This window comes from Lentzea sp. NEAU-D7 (assembly GCF_026242055.1).
Classification (GTDB): domain Bacteria; phylum Actinomycetota; class Actinomycetes; order Mycobacteriales; family Pseudonocardiaceae; genus Lentzea.
Window position 1 is genome coordinate 652246 of record NZ_JAPJDL010000001.1, and the last position, 19565, is coordinate 671810.

Annotated in this window: 22 protein-coding genes; 7 read left to right on the plus strand and 15 right to left on the minus strand. The window is 70.1% G+C overall.

The window, feature by feature from the left end; all coding sequences use genetic code 11:
• Positions 1 to 58: 58 nt before the first annotated feature.
• The 7 genes from ORI60_RS02585 to ORI60_RS02615 are packed head-to-tail and all read right to left on the minus strand — an operon-like array spanning position 59 to position 7558.
• On the minus strand, positions 59 to 736 hold the full coding sequence (locus ORI60_RS02585; protein ID WP_266033576.1) for a response regulator: 678 nt from the start codon (positions 734 to 736) through the stop codon (positions 59 to 61).
• Positions 733 to 3246, minus strand: a complete 2514-nt coding sequence (locus ORI60_RS02590) for a sensor histidine kinase (protein ID WP_266033578.1) — start codon at positions 3244 to 3246, stop codon at positions 733 to 735. Before ORI60_RS02590 ends, ORI60_RS02585 begins: the two co-directional genes overlap by 4 nt.
• Positions 3224 to 3751, minus strand: coding sequence for a potassium-transporting ATPase subunit C (locus tag ORI60_RS02595; RefSeq protein ID WP_266033580.1), 528 nt, complete (start codon positions 3749 to 3751; stop codon positions 3224 to 3226). The genes ORI60_RS02590 and ORI60_RS02595 overlap by 23 nt, the downstream gene beginning before the upstream one ends.
• 6 nt (positions 3752 to 3757) lie before the next feature.
• Positions 3758 to 5707: a potassium-transporting ATPase subunit KdpB gene (kdpB, locus tag ORI60_RS02600; RefSeq protein WP_266033581.1), complete on the minus strand. Its 1950-nt coding sequence runs from the start codon at positions 5705 to 5707 to the stop codon at positions 3758 to 3760.
• Positions 5704 to 7326: a potassium-transporting ATPase subunit KdpA gene (gene kdpA, locus ORI60_RS02605; RefSeq protein ID WP_266033583.1), complete on the minus strand. Its 1623-nt coding sequence runs from the start codon at positions 7324 to 7326 to the stop codon at positions 5704 to 5706. Before kdpA ends, kdpB begins: the two co-directional genes overlap by 4 nt.
• The gene (gene kdpF, locus ORI60_RS02610; protein ID WP_266033585.1) at positions 7326 to 7424 is read right to left on the minus strand and encodes a K(+)-transporting ATPase subunit F; all 99 of its coding nucleotides are present in this window, start codon (positions 7422 to 7424) and stop codon (positions 7326 to 7328) included. The genes kdpA and kdpF overlap by 1 nt, the downstream gene beginning before the upstream one ends.
• Positions 7421 to 7558: a hypothetical protein gene (locus ORI60_RS02615; protein WP_266033587.1), complete on the minus strand. Its 138-nt coding sequence runs from the start codon at positions 7556 to 7558 to the stop codon at positions 7421 to 7423. The genes kdpF and ORI60_RS02615 overlap by 4 nt, the downstream gene beginning before the upstream one ends.
• Before the next feature lie 139 nt (positions 7559 to 7697).
• On the opposite strand from ORI60_RS02615, the gene ORI60_RS02620 reads away from it, so the two are divergent.
• Together ORI60_RS02620 and ORI60_RS02625 are read left to right on the plus strand one after the other, a co-directional pair.
• Positions 7698 to 8312, plus strand: a complete 615-nt coding sequence (locus ORI60_RS02620; protein ID WP_266033589.1) for a uridine kinase — start codon at positions 7698 to 7700, stop codon at positions 8310 to 8312.
• A gap of 67 nt (positions 8313 to 8379) precedes the next feature.
• Positions 8380 to 9084, plus strand: coding sequence for a hypothetical protein (locus tag ORI60_RS02625; protein WP_266033591.1), 705 nt, complete (start codon positions 8380 to 8382; stop codon positions 9082 to 9084).
• A gap of 7 nt (positions 9085 to 9091) precedes the next feature.
• Here the strand turns inward: ORI60_RS02625 and ORI60_RS02630 are convergent, their stop codons facing one another.
• Together ORI60_RS02630 and ORI60_RS02635 are read right to left on the minus strand one after the other, a co-directional pair.
• Complete coding sequence (locus tag ORI60_RS02630; protein WP_266033594.1) at positions 9092 to 10195, minus strand: winged helix DNA-binding domain-containing protein; 1104 nt, start codon at positions 10193 to 10195, stop codon at positions 9092 to 9094.
• A gap of 15 nt (positions 10196 to 10210) precedes the next feature.
• Positions 10211 to 12187, minus strand: coding sequence for an MMPL family transporter (locus ORI60_RS02635; RefSeq protein ID WP_266033597.1), 1977 nt, complete (start codon positions 12185 to 12187; stop codon positions 10211 to 10213).
• Between the two features lie 55 nt (positions 12188 to 12242).
• On the opposite strand from ORI60_RS02635, the gene ORI60_RS02640 reads away from it, so the two are divergent.
• A complete protein-coding gene (locus tag ORI60_RS02640) occupies positions 12243 to 12689 on the plus strand; it encodes a MarR family winged helix-turn-helix transcriptional regulator (RefSeq protein WP_266033600.1) in 447 nt (148 codons plus the stop codon).
• On the opposite strand, the gene ORI60_RS02645 is transcribed toward ORI60_RS02640, so the two are convergent.
• Positions 12682 to 13272, minus strand: a complete 591-nt coding sequence (locus ORI60_RS02645; protein ID WP_266033602.1) for a maleylpyruvate isomerase family mycothiol-dependent enzyme — start codon at positions 13270 to 13272, stop codon at positions 12682 to 12684. The two genes, ORI60_RS02640 and ORI60_RS02645, sit on opposite strands and share 8 nt — an antisense overlap.
• 56 nt (positions 13273 to 13328) lie before the next feature.
• Here ORI60_RS02645 and ORI60_RS02650 point away from each other — a divergent pair, with 56 nt between their 5' ends.
• Genes ORI60_RS02650 through ORI60_RS02660 form a run of 3 tightly spaced genes read left to right on the plus strand, consistent with a single transcriptional unit; the run spans position 13329 to position 15255 of the window.
• On the plus strand, positions 13329 to 14309 hold the full coding sequence (locus ORI60_RS02650; RefSeq protein WP_266033606.1) for an RNA polymerase subunit sigma-70: 981 nt from the start codon (positions 13329 to 13331) through the stop codon (positions 14307 to 14309).
• 15 nt (positions 14310 to 14324) lie between these two features.
• Complete coding sequence (locus ORI60_RS02655) at positions 14325 to 14678, plus strand: VOC family protein (RefSeq protein ID WP_266033607.1); 354 nt, start codon at positions 14325 to 14327, stop codon at positions 14676 to 14678.
• Between the two features lie 10 nt (positions 14679 to 14688).
• Positions 14689 to 15255: a GNAT family N-acetyltransferase gene (locus tag ORI60_RS02660; protein WP_266033608.1), complete on the plus strand. Its 567-nt coding sequence runs from the start codon at positions 14689 to 14691 to the stop codon at positions 15253 to 15255.
• A 13-nt stretch (positions 15256 to 15268) separates the two neighbouring features.
• On the opposite strand, the gene ORI60_RS02665 is transcribed toward ORI60_RS02660, so the two are convergent.
• From ORI60_RS02665 to ORI60_RS02675, 3 genes are all read right to left on the minus strand, one after another.
• Entirely contained in the window at positions 15269 to 15811 is a 543-nt protein-coding gene (locus tag ORI60_RS02665; protein WP_266033609.1) for a hypothetical protein, read from the minus strand.
• Positions 15812 to 15917: 106 nt separating this feature from the next.
• A complete protein-coding gene (locus ORI60_RS02670) occupies positions 15918 to 16565 on the minus strand; it encodes a response regulator (RefSeq protein WP_266033610.1) in 648 nt (215 codons plus the stop codon).
• The gene (locus tag ORI60_RS02675) at positions 16562 to 17824 is read right to left on the minus strand and encodes a sensor histidine kinase (protein WP_266033611.1); all 1263 of its coding nucleotides are present in this window, start codon (positions 17822 to 17824) and stop codon (positions 16562 to 16564) included. The genes ORI60_RS02670 and ORI60_RS02675 overlap by 4 nt, the downstream gene beginning before the upstream one ends.
• An 85-nt stretch (positions 17825 to 17909) precedes the next feature.
• Between ORI60_RS02675 and ORI60_RS02680 the strand changes: the two genes are divergently transcribed.
• Positions 17910 to 18662, plus strand: coding sequence for an MBL fold metallo-hydrolase (locus ORI60_RS02680; RefSeq protein WP_266033612.1), 753 nt, complete (start codon positions 17910 to 17912; stop codon positions 18660 to 18662).
• On the opposite strand, the gene ORI60_RS02685 is transcribed toward ORI60_RS02680, so the two are convergent.
• Together ORI60_RS02685 and ORI60_RS02690 are read right to left on the minus strand one after the other, a co-directional pair.
• Positions 18649 to 19071 (minus strand): VOC family protein, encoded by a 423-nt coding sequence (locus ORI60_RS02685; RefSeq protein ID WP_266033613.1) that lies wholly within the window; start codon positions 19069 to 19071, stop codon positions 18649 to 18651. The two genes, ORI60_RS02680 and ORI60_RS02685, sit on opposite strands and share 14 nt — an antisense overlap.
• A gap of 10 nt (positions 19072 to 19081) precedes the next feature.
• A complete protein-coding gene (locus ORI60_RS02690) occupies positions 19082 to 19516 on the minus strand; it encodes a helix-turn-helix transcriptional regulator (protein ID WP_416234346.1) in 435 nt (144 codons plus the stop codon).
• Between the last annotated feature and the right edge of the window lie 49 nt (positions 19517 to 19565).

A 19565-nucleotide genomic window follows, 5' to 3' on the forward strand; every position in this document is an offset into this window, starting at 1 on the left:
GCAGTAGGGCTGACCGGAGGACTCGCGGGCGGGTCCGCCCCACCACGCGGTCCCGCGGTCACATCTCGAACCGGTACCCCATGCCGGGCTCGGTGATGAGGTGGCGAGGGCGGGCCGGGTCGTCCTCCAGCTTGCGGCGCAGCTGGGCGAAGTAGACGCGCAGGTACTGGGACTCGTTGACGTGCATCGGCCCCCACACCTCCTGCAGCAGCTGCTTCTGCGACACGAGCCGGCCGGGGTTGCGCGCCAGGATCTCGACCAGGCCCCACTCCGTCGGCGTCAGGTGGACCTCGTGACCGTTGCGCCGCACCTTCTTCACCGCCAGGTCGACGACGAACGACGACGTCTCGACCACGGGGTCGCAGTCCTCGCGAGCCGCGTTGCGGCGCACGGCGGCACGCAGCCTGGCCAGCAGCTCGTCCATCCCGAACGGCTTGGTCACGTAGTCGTCGGCGCCCGCGTCGAGGGCCTCGACCTTGGCCGACGAGTCGGTGCGCGCGGACAGCACGATGATCGGGATGGTGGACCAGCCGCGCAGGCCGGCGATCACGTCCACGCCGTCGATGTCGGGCAGGCCGAGGTCGAGCACGACCACGTCCGGCTTGCCCTCGACGGCCACGCCCAGGGCGGATCTGCCGTCGTAGGCCGTCATCACGTCGTAGCCGCGTGCGCTGAGGTTGATCCTCAACGCGCGCACGATCTGCGGTTCGTCGTCGACCACCAGCACTGATGTCATCGGGAAGTCTCCTCGTAGACGGGCAGCGAGATGACCACGGTCAGTCCGCCGCCCGGGGTGTCCTCGGCGCTGATCTCCCCGCCCATGGCGGCGGTGAAGCCCTTCGCGACGCTCAGCCCGAGCCCGACGCCCGGTGTGGCGGAGCGGTCACCGAGGCGCTGGAACGGCGCGAACAACCTGTGCCCCGTCTTCTTCGGCAGGCCCGGACCGTGGTCCACGATCCTCAGCTCGACGGACGAGCCGTGGCGGCTGGCCCGGATCGCCACCGGGGACGGACTGCCGTGCCGCAGGGCGTTGTCCACCACGTTGGCGACCACGCGCTCCAGCAGCCCGAGGTCCGCCAGCACGGGCGGCAGGTCCTCCGCCACCACCACCGACACCTCTCCCCCGATGCCGGCGAGCGCCCTCGCCACGACCTCGTAGTAGCCGATCGGCCGCAGCACCGGCTCGACCGAACCGGTCGCGAGCCGGGACGAGTCCAGCAGGTTGTCCACCAGGCCGGTCAGCCGGTCCGCGGACTCCTCCACGGTCGCCATCAGCTCGCGGACGTCCTGTTCTGACAGTGGCAGCGAGTCGTCGCGCAGGCTCCCGATCGCCGCCTTGATCGACGTCAGCGGCGTGCGGAGGTCGTGGCCCACCGCCGACAGCAGGGCGGTGCGCAGCTCCGACGTCTCCACCTTGCGGTGCGCGTCGCGCGTCTCGTCGACCATTCGCTGCTGCCGCAACGCCATCAGCGCCTGCCCGGCGGCCGCCTCCAGCACGCGCTGGTCGCTCGCGGGCAACACCCGGCCTCGCAGAGCCAGGTGGATGTCGGACGTCACCATCACATCCGCGTCGGCGTCATCCGGTTCGTCGCACGGCCGCGGCCCCACGCACGCGACGCGTTCCCAGACGCCGCCACGGCGTTCGAGCAGCGCCACCGACTCCAGTCCGAAGTTCTCCCGGATCTTCTCCAGCAGCCGGGCCAGCGGGTACGGGCTCGTGAGCACCGTCCGCGAGTAGGAGGCCAGCAACGCGGCCTCGGTCCGCGCCCGCGCGCCCTGCTCCGCCAGCCGCGCCGCCCGGTCCACCGTCAGCGCCACCACGGTCGCGACGATCACCATGGCCACCAGCGTGATCACGTTCTCCGGCGTCCGCACGGCCAGGCTGTAGTAGGGCTCGGTGAAGAAGTAGTTCAGCAGCCCGGCCCCGAGCACGGCGCAGAACAACGCGGGACCCAGTCCTCCCGCGATCGCCACCACGCACGTGACCAGCAGGGACGCCACCAGGTCGGTCGAGAGGTCCAGTTCGTCGCGCCACAGCATGCCCAGCGCCGTCACCGCGGCCGGCAGCGCCAGCGACAGGCCCCAGCCGATGAGGCGGCGCTGGAGCGACAGCGGATCGACGCCGGTCTTCCACCGCAGGCCACGCCGCGACTCGTCGTGCGTGACCATGTGCACGTCGATCGCGCCGGACTCCTGCACCACGGCCGCGCCGATGCCCTCGTCGAACGCCCGCGCGACCCGAGACCTGCGCGAGGTGCCCAGCACGAGCTGGGTGGCGTTGACCCCGCGGGCGAACTCCAGCAACGCCGTCGGCACGTCGTCGCCCACGACCGAGTGGAACGTCGCGCCGACGTCCTCGGCGATCCTGCGGGACCGGGCGATGTGCTCGGGTGTCGCGCCGGACAGCCCGTCACCGCGCATCACGTGCAGCACCAGCAGTTCCGCGCCCGCCCGCGTCGCGATCCGGCGGGCGCGGCGGATCAGCGTCTCGCTCTCCGGGCCCCCGGTGATCGAGACGACGACCCGTTCCCTGGTCTCCCAGGTGTCGGTGATCTCCTTCTCGGTGCGGTACCGCTGCAACGCGACGTCGACCTGGTCGGCGACCCAGAGCAGCGCCAGTTCGCGCAACGCCGTCAGGTTGCCGAGCCGGAAGTAGTTGCCGAGCGCGGCGTCGATGCGGTGCGCCGGGTAGACGTTGCCGTGCGCCAACCTCCGTCGCAGCGCCTCCGGGGTGATGTCGACCAGCTCGACCTGTTCGGCGCGGCGGACCACCTCGTCCGGCACGGTCTCCCGCTGCCGCACCCCGGTGATCCGCTCGACCACGTCGTTCAGCGACTCCAGGTGCTGGACGTTGACCGTGGACAGGACGTCGATGCCCGCTTCGAGCAGTTCCTCGACGTCCTGCCACCGCTTCTCGTTGCGCGAGCCCGGCGCGTTGGTGTGCGCGAGCTCGTCGACCACCGCGACCTCGGGCCTGCGGGCCAGGACCGCGTCCACGTCCATTTCGGACACTTCGAGGTCGCGGTGCCGCATGGGCCTGCGCGGCACCACTTCCAGGCCTTCGAGCAGGGAGGCGGTCTTGTCCCGGCCGTGGGTCTCCACGAGTCCGACGACCACGTCCGTGCCGCGCTCCCGGCGCCGGTGGGCCTCGCCGAGCACGGCGAAGGTCTTGCCGACGCCGGGAGCGGCGCCGAGGTAGATCCTCAGCTCACCCCGGCGACCGTCAACGTGCGCTGTCGATGGCACGGTTCAGCGCTGTCACGTTGACGGTGGTGGTGAAGGTGCCGCCGGTGTGGGCAGCGACCAGCTCACGCACCTCCTCCACCGGCAGCCCGGACGCGCGTGCCACACGGGGCACCTGCAACGCCGCGTAGTCCGGGCTGATGTGCGGGTCGAGGCCGGACGCGGACGCCGTCACGGCGTCCTGCGGCACCTGGCTCTCGGGCACGCCCTCGCGTCGCGCGATCTCCGTTCTGCGCTCCGCGACGACCGAGGTGTAGTCCTCGTTCAGCTCACCCTTGTTCGACCCGCCGGACGCGGGCAGCGTCGCGGCGGACGGACGAGGCACGAAGTACTGGTCGCCTTCACGGGCCACGGCGACCAGCGTCGTGTCCACGGCCTCGGCGTTGGCGTGCAGGCCGGGAATCCGCGACACTCCCCACACCGACAGCGGGTAGAGCACGCCGAGGAGCACGGTGAGCGCGAGCAGGATCCGCAGACCCGCCCACGACTGCTTCAGGAAGTTGTTCATCTTGTCTCAGCCGATCCCGGGGACGAGTCGCACGAGCAGGTCGATCAGCCAGATCCCGGCGAACGGCGTCACGACGCCGCCCAGGCCGTAGATCAGCAGGTTGCGGCGCAGCAGCGCCGAGGCACTGGACGGCCGGTACCGCACGCCCTTGAGCGCCAGCGGGATCAGCGCCACGATGACCACCGCGTTGAAGATCACCGCCGACAGGATCGCGGACTGCGGCGTGGCCAGGTGCATGATGTTGAGCTTGTCCAGCGCCGGGTAGATCGCCGCGAACATGGCGGGCAGGATCGCGAAGTACTTCGCGAGGTCGTTCGCCACGGAGAACGTCGTCAGCGCACCGCGGGTGATCAGCAGCTGCTTGCCGATCTCCACGATCTCGATGAGCTTGGTCGGGTCCGAGTCGAGGTCGACCATGTTGCCGGCCTCCTTCGCGGCCGACGTGCCGGTGTTCATGGCGACGCCCACGTCCGCCTGGGCCAGCGCGGGCGCGTCGTTCGTGCCGTCACCGGTCATCGCGACCAGCCGGCCGCCCTCCTGCTCCTTGCGGATCAGGGCCAGCTTGTCCTCGGGCGTGGCCTCGGCGAGGAAGTCGTCGACCCCCGCCTCCTCCGCGATGGCCTTGGCGGTCAACGGGTTGTCGCCGGTGACCATGACCGTCCGGATGCCCATGGCGCGCAGCTCGGCGAAGCGTTCCCGCATGCCGGGCTTCACCACGTCCGACAGCCGGATGATGCCGAGGACGTTGCCGTTCTCGGCGACGACGAGCGGGGTGCCGCCCTGCGAGCTGATCTCGTCGACGATCTCGCGGGCGGTGTCGGTCAGCTCGAACGCCGAGGCCGCGCCCTTGCGGATGCTGCGCTCGCCGAGGTCGATGCCCGACATCCTGGTCTGGGCGGTGAACGGGACGAACTCGCCGGTCTTCTCGTGCTCGGTGGCGGGTTCTCCGCCCGCCAGCTCCAGGATGCTGCGGCCCTCCGGGGTGTCGTCGGCCAGGCTCGCGAGCCGGGCCGCCGCGACGAGCGTCTCGTCGGAGGTCGGGCCGACCGGGATGAACTCGGTCGCGCGCCGGTTGCCCCAGGTGATCGTGCCGGTCTTGTCGAGCAGCAACGTGTCGATGTCGCCGGCGGCCTCGACCGCCTTGCCCGAGGTGGCCAGGACGTTGCGCTGCACCAGCCGGTCCATGCCCGCGATGCCGATGGCCGACAGCAGCGCGCCGATGGTCGTCGGGATCAGGCAGACCAGCAAGGCCGTCAGCACGACGACCGACTGCTCGCCTCCCGAGTAGATCGCGAACGGCTGCAGGGCCACGACGGCCAGCAGGAAGATGATCGTGAGCGTGGACAGCAGGATGGTCAGGGCGATCTCGTTCGGCGTCTTCTGCCGTTCCGCGCCCTCGACGAGCGCGATCATGCGGTCCACGAAGGACTCGCCGGGCCTGGTCGTGATCCGGACGACGATCCGGTCCGACAGCACGGTCGTGCCTCCGGTGACGGCACACCGGTCACCGCCGGACTCGCGGATGACGGGCGCGGACTCGCCGGTGATCGCGGACTCGTCGACCGTCGCGATGCCCTCGACCACGTCACCGTCGCCCGGGATGACCTCGCCCGCCTCGACGACGACCAGGTCGCCGATCTTCAGTTCGGTGCCCGCCACGACGTCGCCGTTGACGAGCCGGGCGACGGCGTCGGACTTCGTGCGCCGCAACGACTCCGCCTGCGCCTTGCCGCGTCCCTCCGCGACGGCCTCGGCGAGGTTCGCGAACAGCACGGTGAACCACAGCCACGCCGCGACGGCGATGGTGAACACGCTCGGCTCCGTCACCGCGAACACGGTGACCAGCGACGAACCCACCCAGACGACGAACATGACGGGACTGCGCAGCTGGTGGCGCGGGTGCAGCTTCTTCAGGGCCTCGGGAAGAGCGGCCGCGAGACCGGGCTTGGTGGTCACAGCAGTGCCTCCGCGATGGGACCGAGAGCGAGAGCGGGGACGAACGTCAGCGCGGCGACCAGGACGATCGAGCCGGTCAGCAGCGTCGCGAACAACGGCCCGGTGGTGGGCAGCGTGCCCGCCGTGACCGGCACCTTCTTCTGCGCCGCGAGGGATCCGGCGAGCGCGAGCACCGCGACGATCGGGACGAACCGGCCGAACAGCATGCACAGGCCGAGCGACGACTGGAACCAGTCGCTCGTCACCGTGATGCCGCCGAAGGCCGACCCGTTGTTGTTCGACGCCGACGCGTAGGCGTAGAGGATCTCCGACAGTCCGTGCTCTCCCGGGTTGTTGAGAGCGGCCTGCGTGCTCGGCAGGACCGCGGCGATGCCGGCACCGATCAGCAGCACCGTCGGCATCGCGAGGATGGACACCGCGGCGGCCGTGACCTCCCTGCGCCCCAGCTTCTTCCCCAGGTACTCGGGCGTGCGGCCGACCATCAGGCCCGCCAGGAACATTGCGATGATCGCCATCACGAGGATGCTGTAGAGCCCCGTGCCGACACCGCCCGGCGTCATCTCGCCGAACAGCATGTTGAGCAGTGCGGCACCGCCGCCGAGTCCGGTGTAGCTGTCGTGCAACGAGTTGACCGCGCCGGTCGACGTGCCGGTGGTGGCGTTCGCGAACAGGGCGCTACCGGGGATGCCGAAGCGGAGTTCCTTGCCCTCCAACGGCCTGACGCCGTTCGCCTCGGCGGCCCAGATGATCGCCAGCATGGCCGTCCAGATGACGGCCATGACGCTCAGCAGGACATAGCCCTGCTTCCTGTCGCCGACCAGGCGGCCGAACGTGCGGGTCAGCGCGACCGGGATGACCAGGATCAGGAAGATCTCGATCAGGTTGGTCCACTCGTTCGGGTTCTCGAACGGGTGCGCGGAGTTCGCGTTGAGGACACCGCCACCGTTGGTGCCGAGCTCCTTGACGACCTCCTGACTGGCGACGGGTGCGTTGGCCACGACCTGCCCGTCGACGTCCACTCCGGACTGGAGCGACATCGTGACACCGAAGGCGATCAGCACGATCGCGCCGATGAACGCGATCGGCAGCAGGATCCGGAAGGTGCCGCGGACGAGGTCGACCCAGAAGTTGCCCAGCCGGTCGGTCTGGTGCCGCACGAAACCGCGCACGAGCGCGACGGCCACGGCCAGGCCGACCGCCGCCGACACGAAGTTCTGCACGGTCAGGCCGATCATCTGGACCGTGTGGCCCAGGACGGCTTCCGGCACGTACGACTGCCAGTTCGTGTTGGCCACGAAGCTGATCGCCGTGTTGAACGCCATGCCGGGGCCGACGTTGCCGCGGTCGAAACCGAACGGCAGCAACGACTGAGCGCGCTGGATGACGTACAGGAACACGATGCCGACGAAGGAGAAGCCCAGCACGCCGTACGCGTAGGTGCTCCACTTCTGCTCGGCGTCCGGGTTGACGCGTGCGAAGCGGTAGATCGCTCGCTCGACCCTTAAGTGGTGCTCGGCGGTGAAGACGCGGGCCATGTAGTCGCCGAGAGGCCGGTACACGACCGCCAGGGCCGTGACGAGGATGCCGGTCTGCAGGAGACCGGCCACGAGGGGTGACATCAGAACTTCTCCGGCCTCACGAGTGCGATGAACAGGTAGACGACGAGCCCGAGTGCGAGCACGCCGGCGGCGGCGTTCGCGACGAGTCCCGTGCTCACAACTTCTCCAGTCCGCGCACCGTCAGGCCCAACACGACGAAACTCCCGATCAGCAGCAACGCATAGGCCAGGTCGGCCATGACGCCGCTCCCTTCAACGAAAAGACGTTCTTGATGACGCCCGGAAGCGTGCATCACGAAATCCCTGATCAGGGGGTGCCTGACAACGTCCTTACGGGAGCGGGTCCGGCATTTACGCGTTCTTGAGGCCGGGGAGACCTGGGTCTCATCCGAACGGGGCCGTCGCGGTGACGATGTGTGAAATGGTGCCGGGGTGCTGAACGACGTCGCCGCTCTGCTTCCCGCCCGTGGCCTGGTCGCGGTCGACGGCGTCGACGGGGCGGGCAAGACGACGTTCTGCGACGAGCTGGCCGGGGTGCTGCGGGCCAGGGGCCGCGAGGTCGTGCGGGCCTCGGTGGACGACTTCCACCACCCGCGGGCGATCCGCTGGCGGCGCGGCAGGACCTCGCCCGAGGGGTTCTTCCTCGACAGCTTCGACTACCCGCGGTTCGTCGAGCGCCTGCTCGCGCCGTTCGCCGAGGGACGGCCGTTCCGGCGGGCGAGCCACGACCTGGAGACCGACGAGTACGTCGACCCGCCGGCCGAGGTGGCGTCACCGGACGCGCTGCTGCTGGTGGACGGGATCTTCCTGCACCGCGACGAGGTCGTGGCGCACTGGGACTTCTCGGTGTTCCTCGACGTCGGCTTCGCGGTGTCCGCGGCGCGCATGGCCGGGCGCGACGGCAGTCCGCCCGATCCGGACGACCCCCGCAACCGCCGCTACGTCGAGGGCCAGCGGCTGTACCTGGCGACGTGCGCCCCGGCGTCGCGGGCCGGTCTGGTGATCGACTACAGCGCACACCGACCCCCAAATCGTTACCGAACGTGATAACGCCAGGTCATCTCTCGACGACGTAAGGGCCACAGCGTCCGAACGGCGTAGCGAGGAGGCCGCAATGGCGACCACGTTCTGGGCTTGGTCCGTGTCCGCAGTCGTCATCGTGCTGCTCGCGGTGGTGGTCCCCTCCCGTCTGAGTGCGCAGAACGTGCTCAGGGACGCCCGCGGCCGCTACAGCCTCTCGCGGGTGCAGGTGATGGTGTGGACGGTCGTGCTGCTCTCGCTGGTCAGCGGCATGGCGTTCGGCCGGTTCGCGGCCGGGCAGGTCGACGTGGCCGGGTTCCAGATCCCGGACCAGGTGCTGTGGCTGCTGGGGATCTCGGTCGGGTCCGGAGTGGTCGCGACCGCCATCAAGATCACGAAGAGCACGACCCGCCCGGACTCCGTGGCGGCCTACCCGCTCGGCGCCGAGCGCGGGCGGTTCTGGGAGATGCTGACCGCCGAAGAGGGCGCGTCGGCGGGCCGGTCGATCGACCTCGCGAAGTTCCAGAACTTCGTGATCACCGTGCTGCTGGTGCTGATCTACGTCGCGCAGGCCGTCTCGGCCTTCAGGGCCGTGGACAACCCCGCCGGTATCGCCGGGCTGCCCGAGTTCTCCAGCGCGTTCCTGGTGCTGCTCGCGGTGAGCCACGCCGGGTACCTGCTGGGCAAGGTGCCGTCGCCGGCCGGAACCCCCGAGGGCGGCACGATGGCCGGGCGCCTCGCCTCCGCCGCATCGGAGAAGAACGTGACGAAGACCGTCCCCGAGGTGCGTCCCGCGTGAGGTCCACTCACAGAACACGGACCTCGTGGGCCGGAAGGCCGCTCCACCACCGCACGTAACGCTTGTACACCTGCGGTTCCCGGTCACCGAGGAGCTTGCGCAGCAACGCCGCCTCCTCGGCCAGCCCGGCCCACTGCTCCTCGCCGAGGGCGTGGAAAGCCGTAGCTTCGACGCCTCCGTCCTCGGCCGGGCGCCACACCCCTGCCACGTGACCGTCGACGAGCAGGGTCGGCAGGGTGTCCCCGTTGTTGCGGATGACGAGCTTGCGGTACTCGTCCGGGATGATCCGGCTCCGGTCGGCGTAGGCGAGCAAAGTGCTGTCCCACATGGCCATCAGCCGCGGCGGCGCCACAGCGTCCTCGTCCGGCATCGTCCGGCCGGGAACGTCGTAGTGGTCACCGGTCCGCACGAGGTCCAGCGACGCCAGCGCCTCCCGGATCGTGGTGCGCGGCAACATGCTGAACTGGTTCATGTCGGGGACGGTCGCCGGGCCGAACCCGGTGAGGTAGCGGCGCAGCATCTCGGCCACCGCGGCCAGTTGCTCGCGCGGCTCGGTCGTCACGGCCTGATAGGACGGCCGCAGTCCGAACGACCAGGGCCCGCCCGTCGGCGCGTGCACGAGACCGCCGTACGTTCGCAGCGCCCACCAGACGCCGGGCTCACCGACGTCGCCGGCGTGCGAGTGCAGCAGTTCCTCGATCTCCGCCTTCTGGCGGGGTGTCGCGGCGAACTCGAGCAGGTGCTCCAGCAGCGCGTCGGCCTGCTCGATCGTGACGTTCATCGACTTGAACCGCTTGTCGTACAGCCGTGACGCCCTCAACGCGGGCAGCATCGCGTGGTGGAACACCTCGTGGTCCGCGGCCGTCACGGCGTGCAGGGTGATCCGCATCAGCGATGCCTTGCGGACCACCCCGCTCACGAACGCCTCGTCCAGGTCGGCGGGGTCGAAACCCTCGATCCGGTTCCACAGCGCGATGTACGGCGACGCGGGTTCCTGCGCCTGGATCGCCACGACCCGGTTCACGGCCGTCAGCGGGTCGACCGGTTCACGCCTCAGCAGCATCTGCCGGTCGAGCGTGGCGCGGTTGAGCTGACGTGCCGTGAAGGTCATGCCCGAGATCCTGGCTCACCTCAGCTTCGACGGCCACCAGATTCGCCCGCCGACGTCCACCGACAGCGCCGGCACGAGCAGCGACCGCACCAGCAGCGTGTCGAGCAGGACACCGAACGCGACGATGAACGCGATCTGCGTGAGGAACAGGATCGGCAGCACGGCCAGCGCCGCGAACGTCGCCGCCAGCACCACACCCGCCGACGTGATCACGCCACCGGTCAGGGTGAGGCCGCGCAGCGTTCCCTCGACTGTGCCGAGTCGCTGGGTCTCCTCGCGGACGCGGGTCATCAGGAAGATGTTGTAGTCGATGCCCAACGCCACGAGGAACACGAACCCGAACAACGGCACCACGGGATCGGAACCGGGGAAGTCGAACACGTGGTTGAACACCAGCGCCGACACGCCCATCGTGGCCGCGAACGACAGCACGACGGTCGCGATCAGCAGCAGCGGCGCCAGCAACGACCGCAGCAGCAGCGCCAGGATCAGGAAGATCACGACCAGCACGATCGGGATGATCAGCATCCGGTCGTGCTCGGACGTCGTCCTGGTGTCGAGCAACGTCGCCGTGGGCCCGCCCACCTTGGTCCCGTCGATGCCGTCGACCGCCGCGCGAAGCCGTTGCACGGTCTCGACCGCGGCGTCGGAGTCCGGGGCGTCGGTCAGCGTGGCCTCGATGCGCACCAGGCCTTCGGCCGTTCCGGACGGCCGCACGTCCGCGACACCGTCCACCTTGGACTTCTGCACGACCTCGGCGGTCCTGTCCTCGGCCGCGATGATCACGGTGGGCGAGCCGGTGCCGCCGGGGAAGTGGCGGGACAGCAGCTCCTGTCCCGCCACGGACTCGACCGGGGTCAGGAACACGTCGGACTGCGCGGTGCCCGACGCCTTGAGCTGCGGCAGGAACGCGGCGCCGACGAGCAGCACGAGCGTGGTGACGATCCAGATCGCGCGCGGCCTGCGGCGCACCAGGTTCGCGACGCGGCCCCACAGCCCGCTGGTCTCGGGGTGCTCCGAGCCGAACTTCGGGGCGAACGGCCAGAAGGCGCCGCGCCCGAGCAGTGCCAGGGTCGCGGGCAGGAACGTCATCGTGGTCAGCAGCGCGGCACCGATGCCGATGGCGGCGACCGGGCCGAGGCCCTTGTTCGAGTCGAGGTCGCTGAACAGCAGGCACAGCACGCCGAGGATCACCGTGCCGGCCGAGGCCGCGATGGGTTCGATCGTGCCGCGCCAGGCGGTCTTGACGGCCGCGAACCTGTCCTGGGTGTCGCGCAGCTCCTCGCGGAACCTCGACACCAGCAGTAGCGCGTAGTCCGTCGCGGCGCCGAACACCAGGATCGAGAGGATGCCCTGGCTCTGGCCGTTCAGCGCCAGGACGTCGTTCTTCGCGAGCAGGTAGACCACGAAGCTGGCCAGCCCCAGCGCGAACACCGCCGACACCAGCACGACGATCGGCAGCAGCGGGCTCCGGTAGACCACCAGCAGGATCAACGCGACCACGGCGCCCGCGACGAGCAGCAGCAGCCCGTCGATCCCGCCGAACGCCTCGACGAGGTCCGCCACCTGCGCCGCCGGGCCCGTGACCAGCACGGTCAGCCCTTCAGGCGCGCCACGCGTGCCGTCGCGGAGCTCGAAGATCGAGTCCTTGACGTCCTTGGCGGGGTCGAGCAGGACGACCACCTGCGCGGCCTGGTCGTCGTTCGGCGAGGGGATCACCGGCGACGCCTGGAAGCCCTTGACCTCGTCGGCGAGGTACTTCTTGTCCTCTTCGGTCAGTCCGCTGACGCGTTCGACCACGACGATCGCCGGGATCGCGTTCTCGCGCTGGAACTTCTTCTGCAGCTCGGCGACCTGGGTGGACTCGGCGGAGTTGGGCAGGAACGCGCTGCTGTCGTTCTCCGCGACCTCCGACAGCTTGCCCGCGTACGGTCCGGTGAAGCCGCCCAAGGCCAACCAGACGACGAGCAGGACCCCGGCAAGCACTCGCATCAGACATTCCTTCGATCGTCGAACGTTTCGATGGTCGAAACAGTAAGCTGTGCGCGTGAGCGATGCAACCGACTACGAGCTGAGCATGATGCTGCGCGCGCTGGTGATGGAGTCGAACCGGTTCCTGGAGATCTTCAGCGCCGCCCACGAGTTGCATCCCACGGACATGACAGCGCTGAACCTCATCATGACGGCCCCGATGACACCCGGCACGCTGGCGAAGGCCCTGAACCTCAGCGCGTCGGCGACGACGTCCGTGCTCGACCGCCTCGAGAGGGCGGGGCACGTCGTCCGCGACCGCGACCCCGGCGACCGCCGCCGTGTCGAGCTCCGGGTGCTCGACACGGCGACGGAGCTCGCCTCCACGTTCTTCCAGCCCCTGGCACGCGGCTACGCGGCGGCGTGGGGGCGCATGAGCGCGGAGGAACGGCAGGTCGTCGCGCGCTTCCTCGCCGCGACGATCGAGGCGACGGCCCGGGTGCGCGAAGAGGTGGTCAGCTGAGCCGGCCCGCCGGCAGCGTCCGCCCGCACACCAGCAGCAACAGGTCCTGGGCCAGTCCCCTGACCGGCTCGCCCTCACCGAACGTCCAGTCCAGGTCGGTGGCTTCGAGGCGTTTGCCGCCGAGGTCGGCACCGAAGTACCTGACGTTGGCGGGCTTCATGGCGCCGAGCACGACGCGGAGCCGGTCGAGCGGGACCCTGCGGTCCAGTCCCAGCGCGACGGTGATGTCCAGGCCGTGGATGACCTCGTGCGCGAGCGCTCCGGCCGGGCCGCCACCGGGTGGCGTCCACGGGTGGTCGATGTTGTTCTTCAGGCTGTTCAGCAGGTCGCTCGCCGGGAGCAGGGCGTCCTTGCGGGCCATGCGGTCGGAGGCGTGGTTGAACCGGCCGGCCGATTTCAGGATCTCCAGGAGCACTCTCGTTCCCGACGACCGGAACGGCAGCGTCGTGTGCGCGACGACGTGCTTCACGGTCCAGCCCTCGCACAGGCTCGGCGCCTGCCACTGCTCCCCGGTGAGGCCGCTCAGGAGTTCTGCCTGGTCACGCCGTTCGGCCGCCACTGCGGCGCGGATGTCTTCGGTCATGCCCGGATGTACGAGCCGGGCGACGGGAACTCATCGGTCCGCGTAGGGTCTGGTGCGTGATCGAGACGCTGGAGCCGTTCCGGGTCGAGCTGACCGGCTACTGCTACCGCATGCTCGGCTCCGGCTTCGAGGCCGAGGACGCCGTGCAGGAAACACTTGTGCGCGCGTGGAAGGCGTTCGACAGCTACGACTCCGCGCGCGCGTCGCTGCGGACCTGGCTCTACCGGATAGCCACGAACATCTGCATCGACATGCAGCGCAGTGCTCAGCGCCGCGCCCTGGCCGTGGACCTGGGCCCGTCCGGCGGGGAACTCGGCGCCCCTCTGCTGGAGAACGCCTTCGTGCAGCCAGTGCCGGACGCCTCCGTGCTGCCGGAGGACCGGACGATCCGCCGCGAGACCGTCCGCCTGGCGTTCGTCGCCGCCCTGCAGCACCTGCCGCCCCGCCAGCGGGCCGTGCTGATCCTGCGCGACGTCCTGGCGTGGCAGGCCTCCGAGGTCGCCGCACTGCTGTCCGACTCGGTCGCGTCGGTGAACAGCGCACTGCAACGCGCCCGCGCGACACTGCGGGTGGCCGACGTCGGCGCACCCCTGGACGTGTCCGACCCCGTGCAGAAGTCGCTCCTGCGCCGCTACTGCGAGGCGTTCGACCGGCATGACATGCGGACGCTCGTGTCCTTGCTGCACGAGGACGCGACCATGTCGATGCCGCCGTTCAGCTGGTGGCTGCGGGGCCGCGAGTCGATCTCCCTCGCGTTGAGCGCTCCTGACTCCCCCTGCGCCGGCGCCTGGCTGGTACCGGTGCGGGCCAACGCCTCCCCCGCGTTCTGGCAGATGCGGCCCGGTCTGGAGCAGCCGTTCGGACTGGTGTTCCTCGACGTGCGGGACGGCATGGTGACGGGAACCACCACGTACCTGAACGTGGAGGAGCTGCTGCCCCTGTTCGGCTCGCCCTCGGCCGCACCGCTCAGTTCCGCACCGCTCAGTTCCGCACCGCTCAGTTCTGGGCGGCCGTCCCGTACATCTGTGGACGACTAGTTCTGGAGGAAGTCCATGGCTGTTCAGCCCATCGTCCTGACGCCCGACCTGGAGCGGGCGCAGGCGTTCTACTCGCAGGTGTTCGGCGCCGTCGAGGTGTACCGCCACCCCGCTGACGGACCGGTCTTCTACAAGACGCTCAAGATCGGCGACGGAGAGCTGGGGCTCGTGGCCGAGGAGGTGGACGTCTCGGTGCCCGCGCGCATCGTGCTGAGCATCGGCGTGGAGGACGTCGACGCGGCGCTGCCGCTGGTCGAGGCCGCCGGCGGTCGGGTGCGGGGGCCCGCGAACGACATGCCCTGGGGGCAGCGCGTGGCGCACGTCTTCGACCCGGACGGGAACCCGGTCAACCTCACGCAGGACCTCTAGGGTCGCGGACGTGATCCGGATCGTGCCGTCGGACGAGGTGCCGTGGGAGGACGTCGAGGCGATCTTCGACGGCTCCGAGCCCCGCAAGTGCCACTGCCAGCGCTACAAGGTGAAGGGCTGGTTCTGGCGCGACTCGACGCTCGCCGAACGCGTCGCCGCGCACGAGTCGCAGTCCGCGCGGGGCAGCGGCCTCGTGGCCTACGTGGACGACCAGCCCGCCGGCTGGGTGGCGGTCGAACCGCGCTGCGACTACGCGAAGCTGCTGGACATGCCCGTTCCGTGGAAGGGGCGCGCCGAGGACAAGGACGACGACGGCGTGTGGGCCGTGACGTGTTTCGTGGTGCGCAAGGGGTTTCGGCGCCAGGGCCTCACCTACGAGCTGGCAGCGGCGACCGTGTCCCACGCGCGCGAGCGGGGCGCTCGTGCCGTCGAGGCTTATCCGATGATCGCCGCGCCGGGGCAGAACGTCACGTGGGGCGAGATGCACGTCGGCGCGCGGCAGGTGTTCGAGGAGGCCGGGTTCGTGCAGGTGACCCACCCCACGAAGCGGCGTTTCGTGATGAGGGTGGACTTCTGACGCGTCCGCGCGGCTAGACGGCCTCGACGAGGTCCCGGCGGCGCTCGACCGGTTGCGCCGACTTCCGGATCCGGCCCCACGGCTTGAACACGGAGAGGAAGTAGGCGAACAGCAGCAACGTCGGCGCGACGACGACCGGGTGCAGGATTCCGGACGGGATCACGGCGGCCGGGTCGCCCGCCAGCATCCGGTCGCCGATCTCGGCCGCCTGCGCGACGCCGGGCCGGAGCGCGAACGCGATCAGCAGTGACATGCCGGCGTTCAGGACGAGCTTGGTCGCGACCCACCAGTACCTCACGAGCCCGTACTTGCTGCCGAGGCCGAGCACGACGCCGGAGATCATGCAGACGACGCTGGCGCCGAACATCGGCCAGATCGCGAAGAGGTCGACCGCCTGGATCGCCACCCCGGCGGTTCCGGTGTCCTCAGTGGACAGTGCGACCACGACGAGGATCCCCAGCGCGAGGTCGATGCCGAGCCATGCCGCCGCCGACAGGACGTGCACGAGCAGCACGGCCTTGCGGGCGCGGCCGCTGAGCTTGCGGATGGTGGTCATCGTGATGCGCTCCTTCTCCCGTGGTGTCGCGTCCTACTCTCGCCACCACGAGTGGCTGCATCATCCGCTCACGTTCTGATCTCGCGTACGTCAGATTGCGTACGGGCTAACCGCCCGGAGTGACGATCCCTCTCTCGTAGGCGAACACCACGGCGTGCGTGCGGTCGCGCAGACCGAGCTTGGTGAGCACGCGCGACACGTGCGTCTTCACCGTGGTCTCCCCCAGGAACAGCGTCGCGGCGATCTCCGCGTTCGACGCGCCCTTGGCCAGTTCCACCAGCACCTCGAACTCTCGGTCGGTGAGCTCGGGCGGACGGGTGCGTTCCCTCGGCGCGGTGCTGAAACGGGCGATCACCCGCCGGGTGACCTCGGGTGAGAGCAACGCGTCACCGCGCGCGACGACCCGCACGGACTCCACGAGGTCTTCCGGCGAGGCGTTCTTGAGCAGGAAGCCGCTCGCGCCCGCCTGCAGCGCCTCGAAGAGGTAGTCCTCGCGGTCGAACGTGGTCAGTATGACGACGCGAGTGCCGTGACCTGCGGAAAGGATGTGGCGGGTGGCTTGCAGGCCGTCCATGCGGGGCATCTGGACGTCCATCAGCACGACGTCGGGACGGAGCTCGGCGACGAGTTCCACGGCCTCGGCGCCGTCGCCCGCCTCGCCGACCACCTCGATGCCGGGCTCGGTGCCGAGGATGACCCGGAAGCCGGCGCGGACCAGGTCCTGGTCATCGGCCAGCACTACTCGCAGACTCACGCCTTCTCCTCCACCACGGTCGGCAGCGACGCACGGACCAGGAAGCCCGCCTCGCGCCGTGGCCCCACTTCCAGCGAACCTCCGTGCACGGCAAGACGTTCGCGCATGCCGACGAGACCGAAACCTGAGCTGGTGGAGTTGGACCGGCCACGGCCGTCATCCGCGATCTCCAGTTCCAGCGCGCTGTCCAGGAACCGCATCCGCACGTCGACGTGCTGCGCGTCGGCGTGCTTCACCACGTTCGTCAGTGCTTCCTGCACGACCCGATACGCCGACAACGCGACACCGGACGGCACCTCGCGCGCATCGCCGTACACGCCGTGCGAGACCTCGAGGCCTGCCGCGCGGGCACTCTCGAACAGCTCCGGCAGGTCGTCGAGGCCGGGCGCCGCTTTCAGGTCGGTGTCCGCGTCCGCGCGCAGCACGCCCAGCAGGCCGCGCAGCTCGCTGATCGCGGTGCGGGCGGTCTGCTCGACGGTCTGCAGGGCGTCACGTGCCAGGGCGGGGTCGGAGTCGAGGACGCGGCGCGCGGCACCGGCCTGGATGCCCATGACGGACACGTGGTGCGCGACGACGTCGTGCAGGTCGCGGGCGATGCGCATGCGTTCGGCCGCGATGGCGCCGCGGGTGTTCTGCTCCTGCGAGCGGCGCAGTTCCTCGGCCTGGAACTCGAGCTCGGCCCGGCGCCGGGCACCCGACCAGGCCATCTCCCCCACCACGTAGGCCAGCAGGAAGAAGAAGATGTTGAACTCCAGTCCGTACAGGACGGAGGCGAGCACCGGGTCCATCGGCCCGGCCGCGTCCTTGAAGTCCCCCTTGGGTCCGAGCAGGGCGCGCACGAGGCTGAACCCGAGCCACAGGAACATCGCGGCGATCACGCCGATGCGCGACCAGCGCGCGACGCGGCGGTTCTGCTCCCAGGCGCCGACCGTGTAGATCGCGAGGAACAGGATCGCGGACGGCACCAGGGTGTCGCCGGCCCTGTTCACCTGCGCGGCGATGAACAGCGCGGACACCACGAGCATCACGGCGAGCGGGTAGCGGCGGCGCACCACGAGCGGCACGGACAGCACGAGCATCCAGAGCACCTGCTCCAGCAGGCCCGGAGGGTTCTTGAAGACGTAGGCGCCCATGCTGTTGACGAGCGTCGTGACCTCGACCGCGCAGAGCAGCACGATCGCGGCGATTCCGATGTCGCGCCGCCGTTGCGCGGCGGTCGGGCCGGGCCGCCGCCACTCGTTCCACACGGGCTCTTCCACGCGATCAAAGTACCCGCCGCACCGGCGTCACCGGCCGGCCGACAACCGCATGGGGAAAGCGCGCTCGTTGATCTACGGTTGACCGATGGACCTCAGCCTGACCGTGCTCGGCTGCGCGACGCCGTACCCGAGCGCGGACAACCCCTGCTCCGGCTACCTGGTGTCGCACGGTGACACTCGCGTGTGGATGGACGCCGGCGCCGGCACGCTCGGGCCGTTGCAGCGGCACACCCGGCTGGAGGACCTGGACGCGATCTGGATCTCGCACCTGCACGCCGATCACAGCGCGGACCTGCTGACCGCCTACTACGCCCTGGTGTTCGCGGACGTCTCGCGCGACCCGGTCCCGCTGTACGGCCCGCCCGGCATCGCCGACCGCCTGGCTGGCTTCCTCACCAACGGCCCGGAGCGCAGCCCGATCGAGTCGGCCTTCGCCGTCACCGAACTGCACGACGGGCACGAGGCCGAGGTCGGCTCGATGCGGCTGAGCACGGCGGCGGTCGAGCACGGCATCCCGGCGTTCGGCGTGCGGATCGAGGCGGAGGGCCGTTCGCTGACGTACTCGGGCGACACGGCCCCGTGCCCGAGTCTGACGGCGCTGGCGAGCGGCACCGACGTGCTGCTGTGCGAGGCCGAGAGCGCGGTCAAGACGCCGGACATGGTCCACCACACGCCGGAGGACGCGGGTGAGACGGCGTCCCGGGCGGGCGCGGGACGGTTGGTCGTCACGCACGTGGGCCGCTTCCTGACCTCTCAGGAAGCGGTCACCCGTGCTGCGGCCCGGTACCAGGGGACGGTCGGCTACGCCGCGCCCGGCACCACGATCACAGTTGGTTGATGCGGACCAGGTTGCCGGCCGGGTCGCGGAACGAGCAGTCGCGCACGCCCCACGGCTGGTCCTCGGGCTCCTGCAGCACCTCACCCGCCCCGGACGACTCGACCCACGCCCGTGCGCGGTCGAAGGTGCCCTGCAGGTCCTTCGTGGCGAGCGAGAGGGCGGTGTAGACGCCCTTCGCCATGAGCACGGCGATCGTGCGGCGCTCCTCGTCGCTCACGCCGGGGTCGGCGGCGGGCGGGTGCAGCACGATGCCGGTCTCCGGCTGGCCGGGCGGACCCACCGTGATCCAGCGCATGGTGCCCTGGCCGACGTCCTGGCGGACCTCGAAGCCGAGCGCGTCGCGGAAGAAGCCGAGCGACTTCTCGGGGTCGTCTGCGGGCAGGAACGCCGCGGCGATGATGACTGACATGGCGGTCAACCTAATCGGACGGGCCGGTCCCCGCTTCTCGATTCCTGATCGGCCGCATGACGGCCTTGGCCAGGCAGTTCGGGATGCCCTGGCCGTCCTCGGAGGCGACCTTGCGGTACTGGCTCGGGGACATGCCGACCAGCTCGGAGAAGCGGGTGCTGAAGGTGCCGAGCGAGGTGCAGCCGACCTCGAAGCACACGTCGGTGACGGACATGTCGCCCCGGCGCAGCAACGTCATGGCCCGCTCGATGCGGCGCGTCATGAGGTAGCTGTACGGCGACTCGCCGAACGCGGCGCGGAACGCACGGCTCAGGTGCCCCGCGGACAGGTGCACGCCGCGGGCCAGCGCAGCGACGTCCAGCGGCTGGCGGTACTCGCGGTCGATCCGGTCGCGCACTTTGCGCAGCAGCACCAGTTCCTGCAGGCGCGGGTCTTGGGCGGTCACGATGGACAGCCTAAGCCCCGCGCCTGACAGATCCCTGACTTCTACGGCG

Excerpts from the sequence above, each read along its gene's own strand:
- ORI60_RS02585 (WP_266033576.1), bottom strand. The coding sequence starts at position 736 with ATGACATCAGTGCTGGTGGTCGACGACGAACCGCAGATCGTGCGCGCG.
- ORI60_RS02595 (WP_266033580.1), bottom strand. The coding sequence starts at position 3,751 with ATGAACAACTTCCTGAAGCAGTCGTGGGCGGGTCTGCGGATCCTGCTC.
- kdpA (WP_266033583.1), bottom strand. The coding sequence starts at position 7,326 with ATGTCACCCCTCGTGGCCGGTCTCCTGCAGACCGGCATCCTCGTCACG.
- ORI60_RS02615 (WP_266033587.1), bottom strand. The coding sequence starts at position 7,558 with ATGCACGCTTCCGGGCGTCATCAAGAACGTCTTTTCGTTGAAGGGAGC.
- ORI60_RS02625 (WP_266033591.1), top strand. The coding sequence starts at position 8,380 with ATGGCGACCACGTTCTGGGCTTGGTCCGTGTCCGCAGTCGTCATCGTG.
- ORI60_RS02630 (WP_266033594.1), bottom strand. The coding sequence starts at position 10,195 with ATGACCTTCACGGCACGTCAGCTCAACCGCGCCACGCTCGACCGGCAG.
- ORI60_RS02635 (WP_266033597.1), bottom strand. The coding sequence starts at position 12,187 with ATGCGAGTGCTTGCCGGGGTCCTGCTCGTCGTCTGGTTGGCCTTGGGC.
- ORI60_RS02645 (WP_266033602.1), bottom strand. The coding sequence starts at position 13,272 with ATGACCGAAGACATCCGCGCCGCAGTGGCGGCCGAACGGCGTGACCAG.
- ORI60_RS02655 (WP_266033607.1), top strand. The coding sequence starts at position 14,325 with ATGGCTGTTCAGCCCATCGTCCTGACGCCCGACCTGGAGCGGGCGCAG.
- ORI60_RS02665 (WP_266033609.1), bottom strand. The coding sequence starts at position 15,811 with ATGACCACCATCCGCAAGCTCAGCGGCCGCGCCCGCAAGGCCGTGCTG.
- ORI60_RS02680 (WP_266033612.1), top strand. The coding sequence starts at position 17,910 with ATGGACCTCAGCCTGACCGTGCTCGGCTGCGCGACGCCGTACCCGAGC.
- ORI60_RS02685 (WP_266033613.1), bottom strand. The coding sequence starts at position 19,071 with ATGTCAGTCATCATCGCCGCGGCGTTCCTGCCCGCAGACGACCCCGAG.